General features: G+C 65.0%; 13 protein-coding genes. 7 read left to right on the top strand and 6 right to left on the bottom strand.

Annotated elements, in window-relative coordinates:
- Positions 1 to 28: 28 nt before the first annotated feature.
- The 5 genes from ACWA1Q_RS01065 to mgrA all read left to right on the top strand — a co-directional run bounded on the left by ACWA1Q_RS01065 (position 29) and on the right by mgrA (position 5,821).
- Positions 29 to 583: a DUF7010 family protein gene (locus tag ACWA1Q_RS01065; protein ID WP_463758809.1), complete on the top strand. Its 555-nt coding sequence runs from the start codon at positions 29 to 31 to the stop codon at positions 581 to 583.
- A 220-nt stretch (positions 584 to 803) separates the two neighbouring features.
- A complete protein-coding gene (locus ACWA1Q_RS01060) occupies positions 804 to 2,240 on the top strand; it encodes an LLM class flavin-dependent oxidoreductase (RefSeq protein ID WP_463758807.1) in 1,437 nt (478 codons plus the stop codon).
- A gap of 25 nt (positions 2,241 to 2,265) precedes the next feature.
- Positions 2,266 to 3,495 carry an acyl-CoA dehydrogenase family protein gene (locus tag ACWA1Q_RS01055; protein WP_463758806.1) on the top strand — a complete coding sequence of 410 codons (1,230 nt, stop codon included), beginning with the start codon at positions 2,266 to 2,268 and terminating at the stop codon, positions 3,493 to 3,495.
- An 8-nt stretch (positions 3,496 to 3,503) separates the two neighbouring features.
- Positions 3,504 to 4,721 (top strand): acyl-CoA dehydrogenase family protein, encoded by a 1,218-nt coding sequence (locus ACWA1Q_RS01050; RefSeq protein ID WP_463758805.1) that lies wholly within the window; start codon positions 3,504 to 3,506, stop codon positions 4,719 to 4,721.
- Between the two features lie 29 nt (positions 4,722 to 4,750).
- On the top strand, positions 4,751 to 5,821 hold the full coding sequence (gene mgrA / locus ACWA1Q_RS01045; RefSeq protein ID WP_463758804.1) for an L-glyceraldehyde 3-phosphate reductase: 1,071 nt from the start codon (positions 4,751 to 4,753) through the stop codon (positions 5,819 to 5,821).
- A gap of 107 nt (positions 5,822 to 5,928) precedes the next feature.
- Here mgrA and ACWA1Q_RS01040 read toward each other — a convergent pair whose 3' ends face one another.
- Positions 5,929 to 6,315: an MmcQ/YjbR family DNA-binding protein gene (locus ACWA1Q_RS01040; protein ID WP_463758802.1), complete on the bottom strand. Its 387-nt coding sequence runs from the start codon at positions 6,313 to 6,315 to the stop codon at positions 5,929 to 5,931.
- A 45-nt stretch (positions 6,316 to 6,360) separates the two neighbouring features.
- On the bottom strand, positions 6,361 to 6,603 hold the full coding sequence (locus tag ACWA1Q_RS01035) for a hypothetical protein (RefSeq protein WP_463758801.1): 243 nt from the start codon (positions 6,601 to 6,603) through the stop codon (positions 6,361 to 6,363).
- Between the two features lie 255 nt (positions 6,604 to 6,858).
- Here ACWA1Q_RS01035 and ACWA1Q_RS01030 point away from each other — a divergent pair, with 255 nt between their 5' ends.
- The gene (locus ACWA1Q_RS01030) at positions 6,859 to 7,956 is read left to right on the top strand and encodes a VIT1/CCC1 transporter family protein (RefSeq protein WP_463758800.1); all 1,098 of its coding nucleotides are present in this window, start codon (positions 6,859 to 6,861) and stop codon (positions 7,954 to 7,956) included.
- A gap of 10 nt (positions 7,957 to 7,966) precedes the next feature.
- On the opposite strand, the gene ACWA1Q_RS01025 is transcribed toward ACWA1Q_RS01030, so the two are convergent.
- Positions 7,967 to 8,737, bottom strand: coding sequence for a LysR family substrate-binding domain-containing protein (locus tag ACWA1Q_RS01025; RefSeq protein ID WP_463758798.1), 771 nt, complete (start codon positions 8,735 to 8,737; stop codon positions 7,967 to 7,969).
- Positions 8,738 to 8,842: 105 nt separating this feature from the next.
- Between ACWA1Q_RS01025 and ACWA1Q_RS01020 the strand changes: the two genes are divergently transcribed.
- Complete coding sequence (locus tag ACWA1Q_RS01020; RefSeq protein ID WP_463758797.1) at positions 8,843 to 9,262, top strand: DUF5997 family protein; 420 nt, start codon at positions 8,843 to 8,845, stop codon at positions 9,260 to 9,262.
- A gap of 145 nt (positions 9,263 to 9,407) precedes the next feature.
- Here ACWA1Q_RS01020 and ACWA1Q_RS01015 read toward each other — a convergent pair whose 3' ends face one another.
- The 3 genes from ACWA1Q_RS01015 to ACWA1Q_RS01005 all read right to left on the bottom strand — a co-directional run bounded on the left by ACWA1Q_RS01015 (position 9,408) and on the right by ACWA1Q_RS01005 (position 13,320).
- The gene (locus tag ACWA1Q_RS01015) at positions 9,408 to 10,163 is read right to left on the bottom strand and encodes an LPXTG cell wall anchor domain-containing protein (RefSeq protein ID WP_463758796.1); all 756 of its coding nucleotides are present in this window, start codon (positions 10,161 to 10,163) and stop codon (positions 9,408 to 9,410) included.
- 346 nt (positions 10,164 to 10,509) lie between these two features.
- The gene (locus ACWA1Q_RS01010) at positions 10,510 to 12,297 is read right to left on the bottom strand and encodes an ABC transporter permease (protein WP_463758794.1); all 1,788 of its coding nucleotides are present in this window, start codon (positions 12,295 to 12,297) and stop codon (positions 10,510 to 10,512) included.
- 9 nt (positions 12,298 to 12,306) lie between these two features.
- Positions 12,307 to 13,320, bottom strand: a complete 1,014-nt coding sequence (locus ACWA1Q_RS01005) for an ABC transporter ATP-binding protein (RefSeq protein WP_463758792.1) — start codon at positions 13,318 to 13,320, stop codon at positions 12,307 to 12,309.
- Between the last annotated feature and the right edge of the window lie 24 nt (positions 13,321 to 13,344).

Raw genomic sequence — 13,344 nt, 5'->3', positions numbered from 1 at the left:
CGTGACCGACCGCTGCCAGAATGAAGCCATGGAAATAGCAGCAGCCCAGGAAGACGTTCGTCGGGTCTACCGCCACGGTGCGGTCGGACAGATCGTGACAGCCCTGGTCTGGGCGGCAGCCGCGACGACATCCACGCTGGGGTTTGGAACCATCGCTCCGTTCGTCCTCTTCCTCGGCGGCATGCTCATCTTTCCGCTCACGACGGCGGGGCTTCGCCTTCTTGGCGGGACGGCGACACTGCCATCCGGTCATCCGCTGTCGTCCCTGGCGTTTCAGACGGCAATGCAGGTTCCGATCGGACTCCTCGTGGCTCTCGTGCTCGCCACGTTTGACCCGAATCTCTTCTTCCCCGCCGCCATGGTGATCGTCGGCGCCCACTACCTGCCGTTCGTCTTCCTCTACGGAACGCGTTCGTTCCTGTTTCTCGCCAGCCCGATGATTGCCATCGGGGTCGGGATAGCGATCGTCGCCCCCGCCTGGTCCGTCGCCGGGGCCTGGCTCACTGTCGCTCTCCTGGCCACTTTCGGTGTCATGGCATTTGCGCGCGACGGTCGGGTCCGGGCAGCTGCCGTAACCCGATAGGCCGATCGGCTGCCCCGCCTGACTCGCTGTGGCTTGCACTGACGTTCTGCTCGGGCACGAAACCGACCTCGCGGGATGCGTCCACGCCAGACGACCGAACATGTCCTTACGTTTCATCGACCGGGCGGCGGGGACGTCGCCGCTGCTAGCTTTCGAAGTCCGGTGAACGGAACAGCAGGCATCCGTTCACGCGTTCATCACGACAGCATCGGACGGTTCCATGCCTTCTCGCATCATCCTCAACGCCTTCGACATGAGCTGCGTCACTCACCAGGCGCCAGGGCTCTGGCGCCACCCGGCCAACCGGGCAGACGAGTACAACACGCTCGGGTACTGGACTGACCTCGCGAAAACCCTCGAGCGCGGCAAGTTCGACGCGCTCTTCCTCGCCGATGTCGTGGGCATCTATGACGTCTACCGTGATTCCGCCGCTCCTGCTCTGACGGATGCCGCCCAGGTGCCGGTCGGGGACCCGCTGTTCCAAATTCCCGCCATGGCAGCGGTGACCTCGAGGCTCGGATTCGGCGTGACCGTAGCCCTGACGTATGAACAGCCATATGCACTCGCCCGCAAGTTCTCGACGCTGGACTCATTCACCCAGGGCAGGATCGGCTGGAACGTCGTGACGTCCTACCTCGACAGCGCCGCCAGGAACCTCGGCCTGACCACGCAGATTCCGCACGACGAGCGCTACAACCTCGCCGATGAGTTCCTCGACGTGACGTACAAACTGTGGGAGGGATCGTGGGAAGACGACGCCGTCGAACGCGACCGGACCACGGGGGTCTTCACCAACCCGGCCAAGGTCCACCCGATCAACCACCACGGGAAATACTTCGACGTTCCCGGGATCCACCTCTCCGAACCGTCACCGCAGCGAACCCCGGTGATCTTCCAGGCCGGGGCGTCGCCCAAGGGCAGGGACTTCGCTGCCAAGCACGGCGAGGCCGTGTTCATCAACGGGCTCACCCCTGAGTTGACCCGCAAAGCGACAGATGACATCCGGAAACGGGCCGAAGCGCTGGGTCGCCCACGAGACTCGGTCAAGATCCTCACCCTTGCCACGGTGATCACCGCGGAGACAGACGAGGCCGCGCAGGCCAAGTACCGCGAATACCAGGAGTTCGTCAGTCTCGAGGGCGCACTGACGCTGTTCGCCGGCTGGACTGGAATCGACCTGGCAGAGTACGACCCGGACGAACCGCTCAAGTACATCGAAACCGATGCCGGCCGCTCGGCGCTCGGGCTGTTCACCACCGCAGACCCGGACCGGGACTGGACCATCCGCGACATCGCGGAGCACGTCGGCATCGGCGGGATCGGTGCGGTCATCGTCGGCTCTCCGGTCACTGTCGCCGATGAACTCGAGCGCTGGATCGACGTGGGCGGCATCGACGGATTCAACCTCGCCTATGTGGTCACGCCTGGAACGTTCGAGGATGTCGTCGATTTCGTCGTTCCCGAACTGCAGAAACGCGGCCGGGTCTGGGACGACTACCCGGAGGGCACGCTCCGCGAACGGCTCAGCGGCGCCTCCTCTCCATTCGTTCCCGACTACCACCCCGCTTCCCAGTACCGCGGCGCATACGCGGCCCTCGAGTCAGCCGCAGATCACACGGCGCCATCGCGCTTCGACCGCACCCATCAGCCCGCCTGACCGTCACACCGCACAGGAGAACACCATGACCCACACGCTTGCAGCGGCATCCGTCCGCACCCACTGGTCCGGCAACGCCGACCAGTCCGAACTCGATTCCTGGCAGACGGTCGCCGAAGGCGTCGCCCGCGAACTGGCCGTCGACGTCCTGGAGCGTGACCGCGCCAACCAGGATCCCCACCGGGAACTCCAGCTGTTCCGCGATGCCGGTCTGGTCAATCTCCTGGACCCCGCCGAGCTGGGCGGAGGCGGCGCTCACTGGGAGACCGCGTTCCTCGTGCTCCGCACCCTGGCCCGCGTCGATGCATCCGTCGCCCAGGTCCTCGCTTACCACTACATCAATAAGAGCAACATCGCGTTCTCGCTCCCGGCAGACAGGCAAGCCGAGTGGTACCGCGCGACGATCGAGGGCCAGTGGTTCTGGGGCGACAGCGTGAACCCGGTCGATCCCGACCTGCAGCTGACACCGGATGCCGACGGCTGGCTCCTCAACGGCGTCAAACACTTTTCGACGGGCGCGTCGGTCGGCGACCGCATCCTCATCTCGGCGGCCGTCACCGGCGGGGAGCGCAACGGGCAACTGGTCCTCTTCGTGCTGGACGCCCACGCGGACGGCATCGAACCGCTCGGCGACTGGGATGCATTGGGCCAGCGCCTCTCGGCGAGCGGATCCGTCCGTTACTCCGACGTCCGCGTCACCGAAGCTGACCTCCTCGGCGAGCTGACAGACGATCCGTTCGCGAATCTGATCACGCCCGGCATTCAGCTGGCATTCGCGAACCTCTACCTCGGCATTGCGCAGGGTGCGCTGGAACAGGCCCGCGACATCACGCGAGCGCGCAAGAACGCCTGGTTCCTCTCGTCGGCCGACCGCTATCGCAACGATCCGTTCGTTCTCCGCGTCTTCGGCGAGTTCGTCGCGCGGATCGAAGCGGTCGAAGCACTCACCGACAAGATCGGACGCCGATTCGACGACGTTGTTGCCCTCGGCGACGGCGTCACCTTCGAGACCAGGGGCGCGATCGAGGTCGACATCGCCAAGGTCAAGATCGTGTCGACGGAGGTGGGTGTCGAGGTCGCCAACCGGGTGTTCGAAGTCACCGGCTCGAGCTCAGCCAAGTCCAGCGTCGGACTCGACCTGTTCTGGCGCAACATCCGCACCCACTCCCTCCACGACCCCGTCGACTACAAGAAACTCGAGGTCGGCGCCCACTTTCTCAACGGCGAGTTCCAGCCGATCTCGCTCTACACCTAGGAGTTCCCGTGCCAACGACAACAGAACAACGGACTCGGCTCGGGTCGGTCCTCGATCGGTTCCGGCCGATCTTCGACGAGATCGCTGCCGGAGCTGTTGCGCGCGAGCAGGAGCACACTCTCCCGCACCGGGAAGTCCGCCAGCTCGTCGATGCCGGTTTCGCCGCCCTGCGGGTTCCGGTGGAGAACGGCGGCGACGGCCTGAGCATCCCCGAGCTCGCCGAGGTCCTCGTCGAACTCGCGACGGCTGATTCGAACCTGCCCCAGATCTTTCGCGGGCACATCGCGTTCGTCGAGGACCGTCTCACAGCACCTTCCGGTGACGAGCGGGACCGCTGGCTCCGGCGCTTCGCGCAGGGAGAGTTCGTCGGGAACGCCTGGAGCGAAGTGGGCCAGGGCGCGCTCGGCGTCTCGCAGACCACCCTGGATGCCGGGGCTGATGGCTGGAGCGTCAGCGGTCGCAAGTTCTACACGACCGGCAGCATTTACGCCGACTGGATCGACGTCACCGCACGCCGCTCCGACGGCGTCGACGGCACCGCCCTCGTGCGTGCCTCCCAGCCCGGGGTGAGCATCTCCGACGACTGGGATGGCTTCGGCCAGCAGCTGACCGGTACCGGGACGACGACGTTCGCACAGGCATCCGTCGACGACGAGAACGTGTTCGCCTTCGCCGACCGGTTCCGCTACCAGACGGCGATCTACCAGCTCGTTCTTCTCGCTGTCCTCGCCGGCATCGCCAGGGCCGCCGAACGAGACACCGCTCGCGAGGTCTCGCATCGTCAGCGCGTGTACAGCCACGGTTCCGCGTCGCTCGTGCGAGAGGATCCTCAGATCCAGGCCGTCGTCGGTGAGATCTCCTCGGCGGCGTTCGTCGCCGAAGCCACGGTGCAACGCGTCTCGGATGCTCTCCAGCGCGCTTTCGAGACATCCGCCCGTCGCGGTTCGCCCGAGGATGATGCGGCGAACATCGCGGCAGAGATCGCGTCAGCCCAAGGCCAGGTCGCGCTGTCGACGCTGGTGCCCCAGGCGGTGACGCGAGTGTTCGACACGCTGGGGGCCTCGGCGGTCAGCCGATCTAAGGGCCTCGACAGGCACTGGCGCAACGCCAGGACCGTCGCATCCCACAACCCGTGGATCTATAAGGCCAGAATTGTCGGAGACTGGGCGATCAACGACACGCCTCCCCCGTTCATCTGGGAGATCGGCGTCGCCCCGGCCCGCTGAACCCAACACCCACCATCGAGGAGACCACCGTGCCCGACGACGTGCGCTTCGACGCATCCGTTCCCGACATCCACGCGCCGTACCAGGCGGCATCCGATCGGTACACCCACCTCGGCTATCGCCGGGTCGGGAACTGCGGCCTGCTGCTGCCGCCGATCTCGCTCGGCCTCTGGTACAACTTCGGCGATAACCGCCCGTTCGACACCCAGCGTGAGATCCTGCGCCACGCATTCGACCGCGGCATCACTCACTTCGACCTCGCCAACAACTACGGCCCGCCGAACGGAAGCGCCGAGGAGAACTTCGGACGGATGCTGTCACGCGACTTCCGCCCGTACCGCAGCGAATTGATCGTGTCGACGAAGGCGGGCTGGCCGCACTGGCCAGGGCCGTATGGCAACTTCGGATCGCGCAAGTACCTGCTCAACAGTCTCGACGAATCACTCGAGCGCCTGCGCACTGACTACGTCGACATCTTCTACTCGCACCGGGTTGACGCCGACACCCCGCTCGAGGAGACGATCGGCGCACTCGACACCGCCGTTCGCCAGGGCAAGGCGCTCTACGCCGGCATCTCGTCGTACTCGGCTGAGCGCACCCAGCGGGCGATCGAGATCGCGAAGAACCTCGGCACTCCGCTCGTGATCCACCAGCCCTCGTACTCCCTCGTCAACCGCTGGGTCGAAGAGGGACTGCTCGACACGCTGCGCACCGGCGGTATGGGCTCGATCGCGTTCACTCCGCTCGCACAGGGGCTCCTGACGGGCAGCAAGTTCCTCGCCGACCCTCACGCCGAACACGCGACGCCCCGCGGCTCGTTCAACGACAGTTTCCTGTCAGAGGACAACCTCGCGCGACTCCGCGGCCTCAACGACATCGCCGAATCGCGCGGGCAGACGCTCGCTCAGATGGCGATCGCGTGGGTGCTGCGTCCTGGCGGAGCGACGAGCGCGCTCATCGGGGTCTCGCGCATCGAGCAGCTCGATGAGAACCTCGCTGCCCTCGACAACACCTCGTTCAGCGACGACGAACTCAAGCGTATCGACGAGTTCGCCGGCGACGCAGGGGTCAACATCTGGGCACAGTCCAGCGATCTTTAGCGCATCGAGCCGCACTCCGGGGTTCGCGCTGGCCTTTCGGCGTTGCGCGGGTGACACTGCACCCGCGCAACGCCGAATCACCCGCGCACAGGCTCCGCGCCCCGGAACTACCGCAGCTGCAGCTCGTTCAGAGCGGTGAGCTGGCGTTTGAGGGCGACCTGGCGGTACGACGTGTCGATGAGTTCGGCGACAAACTGCCAGTCGGTGCGCTTGAGTGACAGGTCCATTCCGAGCCACCCGCCCGGACCGAAGTAGGGCGGCACGAAGAACCGGTCATCGTCGAGAAGCGCCGGGCGCTCGTCGGGGTCGGGTTTGAACACCATCGTGTGCGGCCGGTCCATCGACGAACCCATCACGACAAACAGCTTCTTTCCTGCCCGGAAGGTCGGGCGGCCCCACGCTTCGACCTCGGCAAACTCGGGATAGTCGACGCAAATGGCACGAACGCGGGCGACGACCGGGTCAGCGGGCTCAAACACCTTGGGATGCTCCATGGCCGCGATTGTACGCGCGCCGATCCGCCGCTGGCAGGGGCCGGGTCAGGACGAGGGGGGAGCGGTGGGGCAACGCAACTGGGTTTTCACACCCGTGCGGTCGACGTTGTGGAGCGACATCGCCTGCCCGCAGATCGGGCACGCGGACTCGGAGGCAGGAGGAAGCGCATCTTCACCGTACGGCCCGAGCGGCGGCGGCCCAATGTACGGACGCAGTCGGTTATTGAGCCAATTGGTGAAACCACCGGCATCCGAAATGCTCTCCCGCGGTTTCTTGTTTCGTGCCATGGCTCCAGCGTAAGCCTTCAGCCGCTACTGGCGACTCGGCATCCGGTCCGGCTCCTGCGGTAGGCTGGGAAGCGCGAAGGGGAGTAGTTCCCACCGCCGCTTTCACTCCAGAAACGGCGACGCGGTCTGTCGACATACTGGTTTTCACAACCCGGCAGCCCACCCGTTCCTGCGGGCGAGCGAGACCTTCGGCCATACGTTTGACGATGGCCGAAGACGGTTAGCCGCTTCGGTCACCAGCATCAGGAGAACACTGTGACCGAGTCCCCCACCCGCGGAACGCCCACCCCGACCGAGATCAAACGCTGGCGACAGTACCTTGCCGATGAACGCGCCGAGGCCCAGGTCTACGGCGAACTCGCGAGCCGTCGAACCGGCGAGGAGCGTGCGATCCTGCTCGGACTCGTCGAGGCCGAGCGCCGGCACGAAGCACACTGGATCGCGCTGCTCGGAGAACACGCGAATGACCCCACGCGCACCGCCCTCCGCACCCGGTTGCTCGGCTTCCTTGCGCGCCGCTTTGGTTCTGTTTTCGTGCTGGCCCTCATGCAGCGCACCGAATCCCGCTCCCCCTATGAAGCGGATGCCGACGCCACAGACGCGATGGCGGCAGACGAACGACTGCACGAAGAGATCGTGCGGGGTCTCGCGGCCCGCGGACGAAACAGCATTTCGGGCACCTTCCGGGCCGCGGTCTTCGGCGCCAACGACGGGCTCGTCTCCAACCTCGCCCTCGTGCTCGGGATGAGCGCTACCGGTGTCGGCACCGGAGTGGTCCTCGCCGCCGGTGTCGCCGGGCTCCTCGCCGGAGCTTTGTCGATGGCCGCCGGCGAGTTCGTCTCCGTACGGTCGCAGCGTGAGCTGCTCGAGTCCACGACCCCTGATCCCGCCGCGCGCCGGGTGCTGCCGCAGCTCGACGTCGATGCCAACGAGCTTCAGCTCGTCTACCGGGTTCGCGGCATGCCGCCGAGACAGGCGGCGGAGCACGCCCACGAGGTCCTCAACGGCCTTGACTGCGTACACGTCGGGATCAACACCGGCAGCGTGTCGGTCCAGCAGGACGACCACGAGGAGGTCGGCTCCGCCCGTGGAGCCGCGATCTCGAGCTTCTTCTTCTTCGCCTCGGGCGCGATCATTCCGGTGCTGCCGTATCTCTTCGGGTTGACCGGTCTCGCGGCGGTCGCCGTGGCATCCGTTCTCGTCGGAATCGCGTTGCTCATCACCGGTGCGATCGTCGGGGTGCTGTCGGGGGCGTCGCCGCTCAAGCGGGCGCTGCGACAGCTCGCGATCGGGTACGGCGCCGCTGCTGTGACCTACCTGCTCGGATTGTTGTTCGGCACGACGGTGGCGTAACGCCGATCGTTCAGGAGCGTCCGCCGCGCCCCCGGTTGCGGCCTTTGCCGAGCTTTTTCGGTGCGCGGCCCTGCCGCGGGGTGAATGGCTTCGCCTTCGGCTTCTGCTGCGGTTTACGTTCCTTCGGTGGGGCCTTCTCAGGCTCCTCCTGCGGCGCACGAGAACTGCGGGCGGTGCGGCCGCGGACGACCCCGATGAATTCTTCGACGTCGGGAGTGGTGTTCTCCTCGAGCCAGGCGAGCGCGATCTGCGACTCGGCGGCATCCGTCACCGGGCGCGCGATCACGTCCTTGCGGCTGTGCAGCCGGGCCACCGATTGCGGCACGATGACGATGCCGACGCCAGCTGCGACGAGTTCTGCCGCGTCATCACCGGTGCGGATGTCGGGAAGCGGCCTGCGAGTGCCGTCGCGGATCTCGTCGGCGATGTCGCGCCATTCGGGCACAGAGTCAGGATCCTGCAGCAGGTGCTCCCCCGCAAGATCCGCCACGGTCACCGTTTCCTGAAGCGACAGGTCGTGATCCTTGGACAAAACGACGACCGGGATCTCCCGGTAGAGCGGGATGACGCTGAGCTCCGCGTTCTCGACGGGGAGGCGTACGAAGCTGACCTGTGCTGTGCCGTCGTGCAGCACGCTCACCTGCTCGCTTTCCGCTGTCGGTGCGAAGCCGAGCGGCAGGTCGGGGCGCCTCTCGGCCCACACCTTCGACCATTTGGCGAGCGTCACTCCGGGCACGAACGCGACAGTGAAGAGGTGTTCGGCCGTTGGTTCGGCGTCCATGGGTTTCCCTCTCCTGCCGTTTTCGCGTGAAAACGGTCGTGTCACAGGGTATTACGGATGCCGCTGCCCGCGTGATCGGCGCGTCTCACCGGTTACGCTGGGGTCATGGCTTCCAACAAGACCCCCCAAACAATGAAGCCGGAGACGGCAGCGAAAAAGCTCAACGTCTACCTGCCCGCGATGCCCGAGGAGTTCCGTACCGGGTCGATCACCCGCGACCAGCTCAATGAGCTTCTCGAATCGCCCCCGGAATGGCTCGTCGAACTGCGCAAGAACGGTCCGCACCCGCGCCAGGAAGTCGCGCGCAAGCTCGGCATCTCGGTCTCGGGTCTCGCCCGCGCCGAGATGACGGATGCCGCCCTCACGACCGCCGAGATCACCGAACTTCTCGCGGCACCGCCGGAGTGGCTCGTCACCGAGCGTGCCGTGCAGGCCGAGGTACGCGCGGAGAACACCCGGATCAACGAGCGCGACGCCGGCCGCCGCGCCCTTGCCGAAGAAAAGGCGCGTCAGGAAAAGCAGTAGTCGAACGCCGAAACGGCCCGGAAGCTTTCGCTTCCGGGCCGTTCGTTTTGCTGGCGCACCTTTTCGGGCGTCGGCGTAGTCATCCGTTCCGGACGACAACATCCGGCGTACTGGATGTTGTCGTCCGAAGTGGACGATCAGGTGATCAGGCCTTGCGGGTCCGGCGCACGAGCATCAGCGCGATGCCACCGAGCAGCAGCGCACCGGCGAGCGGCAGCGCCCAGCCCATCTCTGCACCCGTCGACGGCAGCTCAACGTCGGGTGGTGTCGTTGCCGCGGGCGGCTCGACCGGAGGAGTCGTCGCTACAGGCGGTTCAACCGGGGGTGTCGTACTGACGGGCGGTTCAACCGGAGGAACAACGACGGGCGGTTCCGTCGGCGGGACAACCACGGGCGGTTCTACCGGCGGAACAACAACCGGCGGCTCCGTCGGCGGAACAACCACCGGCGGCTCTACCGGAGGAACAACAACCGGCGGCTCCGTCGGCGGAACAACCACCGGCGGATCTACCGGCGGAACAACAACCGGCGGCTCTTCCGTCTCCGGGCACGCTTCAGTGATGCCGTCGAAATCCCGGTCGTATTCGGTGCCGGTCGCGTCGACCTCGACGGTCCACTCCGTGCCGACGGTGATGTCGTCAAAAGAGTAGGTCTCGTTGAAAGACGCTCCGAACGATTCGGATGCAATCTCTTCACCATCCAGAGTCACGATGATTTTATTGGGTGCCGCGTTGCCGGCATCCGCGGTGTAGTTCTCCAACGCAACGGTCAGTTCACTGCAGGTTGCCTGCACTTCGGGGGTGTGTGCACTTGCTGGGGTTGCACCGGCGAGAAGCACGAGGGCTCCGCCTACGAGGACGCTGGTGTTGAAACCGGCCATCAATTTGGTACGAGTTCTCAAGATATCCGTTCCAGGCGCGAGTCCCGTTTAGGGCGGAACGCGCCATTGAGCCCGGCTCGAGAAGCGGAGCAGTACACGTCGGGAAACGCAGGATCGCCCGCACTCGGGCCTGGCGTGCGCTGGTCTCGATAGACCGAGCGCTAAGTCGGGAGGAGATTTCCTCCCGCATTCCTCATACTCCGTGAGGCGCGTCAGGATAACCCACGCATTAGACGCAATTTTTGCCTGCGTGCTTTTCGGTTCGGCGCAATCGCTCATTGCGGACGAACACATCCGGCGTGCCGGGTGTATTCGTCCGTGATGGGTGATCAGGCGCCCGGCCGCCGGGCATGCTCGCGGAGCGGCTCTACTTGGTGTTCGCCACCGCCGCGGCCGTCGCAGGGTCGTTCGCGACAGCATCCGGGGTCACGTTCCTGCCCTTGCGCCGCCTCGTCGTGCCGCCGGAGCGGCCGTACACGAGGTACATCGTGAGACCCATGATGATCATGAGAAGCACGGTGTAGACGAAGGTGATCGACATCGAGTCGAGGTTGCTCTCACCCTCGGTGCTGGCCTTGATCGCTATACCGAGCGGCTCGTACAGCGGGTGGTAGAGGAACACGGCGGCGTCATAGTCATCGAGCAGGCTGTTGAAGTTGAGCGCCGTGATGGCGGCGGCCGTCGGGATCACGAGCGGGAAGAGCACTTTCCGGAACGTGAAGAGCGACTTCGCGCCGAGGATGCGCGCGGCATCCTCGAGTGAATCCGGGATCGAGGCGAACGCCGCTTTGAGCAGCCGCAGCGTGAAAGGGATTTTCACGATGATGTACGCGACGAGCAGCAGCAGGGTTGTCCCGGTGAGCACCTGACCGCCGATCAGCGGGTTCGGCCGGTCGAACGTCATCACGAGCGCGAGGGCGATGAGGATCGTCGGGAGGATCCACGGAATGTGCAGCAGGTATTCGAGAACGGATGTCACAGGGTTGCGGTATTTCTGAATCACCCGAGATACGAACAACAGCCCGCCGACGACGATGAGGGCCGCGAGCGCGCTGTAGACGATGCTCACGATGAACGGCCGGAGCACCGCAGGAGAACCAAAGACCGTTGCGTAATTCTCGAGCGTGAAGGAGCCGAGCGTGATGGACCCGGTCAGCACGGCCGAAGAGTCGACGAACGAGAACAGCACGATGAGAAGCACCGGCGTCGCATAGACGATGAAGAGCAGGTAGGCGACGACGTGAACGACGACGTTCGCTAGCGGGTTCGGGATCCGTTGCTTCTTCAGCGGAGTAGCGACTTTCGCGACCGAGAAGTAGACACCGGACTTTTCGACCCGGTTCATCACCGCCAGGAGGATGATCGTCGCGAGGCCGAGGATGATCGCGAGGAGCGCGGCGAGGTCGCGCGAGCTCGCGCTCTTCGAGAACGTGACGATCATCGGGGCGATGGTCTGGAAGTCGGCGCCACCGAGAACAAGCGGTGCGGTCAGGGCGCCCAGCCCGGTCAGAAAGGTGAGCACGGTGACGGCGAAGATCATCGGCCGGAGCGCGGGGAGGACGATCTTCCAGAGGATCTTCCACGTCGACGCACCCATGTTCCGCGCGGCTTCGATGGTTTGGTAGTCGATCTTGGCGAGCGACGAGGAGAGGAACAGCATGTGGTTCGTCGTCGTCGCGAAGGTCATGACGAGGAGCACGGCGAAGAACCCTGAGAACCAGTTGGGGTCGACCTCTGGCCAGACGTTCCTCACGGCATTAGTGATGAATCCGTAGCGACCATAAATGAAGTTGTATCCCGCGGCGAGAACGATACCGCCGTAGATCAAGGTCGTCGCGTATCCCAGCCAGAGGACGCGGGATCCGCGGATCTGGAAGTACTTCGTGACGAGCACGATGAAGATTCCGACGACGTTAACGGTGACCGCGAGCGAGAAGGCGAGAAGGAAGCTGTTGAACAGGCTCTTCATCGCCCGTTCAGAGCTGAAGAGTTTTTCGACGGCACGCGCGCTGAACTCTCCGCCCGGGAAGAAGGTCGACACGAGCAGGTTGATGTTCGGGAACAGCAGGAAGGCTGCGATGAACCAGAGGAGAACCACCGAGACGACGAGAACCAGCGGGGAGCGGAACATGGTCCGCAGTGACGAATTCCGCATGTCGTCGCCTCAGTATTGAAGGATCGAGGACGGATCGATGTACAGGTCGGCGGTGGCACCCGGCTGGAGCACTGCTTCACCGTTCTCTGTCACCATGGCGATGAGTCTCGTACCGCTCGACTCGATCACGTAGGTGCTGTATGCACCGTGGTAGGTGCGCTCAGCGACGATGCCGTCGAGCCGGATCGCAGCCTCTCCTGTGCGGGGCGGATACAGCGACACCTTCTCACGGCGGAGGTACGAAGGTTTCGACGGGTCGAGCTGCGCAGCCCCGGCGTCAACGAGTCGCTGAACGAACTCACGCGAGAGTGTGTTGATGGCACCGACGAAGGTGCAGACGAATTCGGTGGCGGAGCGATCGTAGATGTCTTCAGGCGCGCCGACCTGTTCGACGACACCCCTGTTGAAGACCGCGATCCGGTCACTCATGGTGAGTGCTTCCTCCTGGTCGTGCGTGACATACACCGTGGTGATGCCGAGCTCGCTCTGGAGGTTTTTCAACTGCTCGCGCAACTGAACCCGAAGCTTGGCGTCGAGGTTCGACAGCGGTTCGTCGAGGAGAAGGATGCGGGGCTTGAGAACGAGAGCGCGGGCGATCGCGACCCTCTGCTGCTGCCCACCGGAGAGCTCAGCGACGTTCTTGTCCAGCTGGTCGCGGGTCAGCTCGACCTGATCGGCGATCTCCGCGACGAGGCGTTCGGTCTCCTGCTTCTTCGTCTTACGGACGGAGAGGCCGAACGCTATGTTCTCGCCGACGCTCATGCTGGGGAACAGCGCGTAGTTCTGGAACACCATGCCGACGCGACGCTTCTCGCTCGGCAGCCGCGTGGCATCCTTGCCGTCGATGAAGACCTTGCCGCGCGATGGCTCGATGAAGCCGGCGAGGGTGCGGAGCGCTGTCGTCTTGCCGCACCCCGATGGGCCGAGAAGCGTGAAGAACTCCCCTTCGCGGATCTCGAGGTTGAGGTCCGGGATGGCGACGTGGTCGTCGAAGCGGACTTCGACGTTGTCATAGCTGATCATGAGCGCTCCCGTCGGCCCGTTCAG

It is taken from the genome of Mycetocola sp. TRD_SC_2, assembly GCF_055361225.1.
The sequence above is the reverse complement of the archived record's forward strand: the minus strand, read 5'-3'. Positions and strand labels throughout refer to the sequence as shown.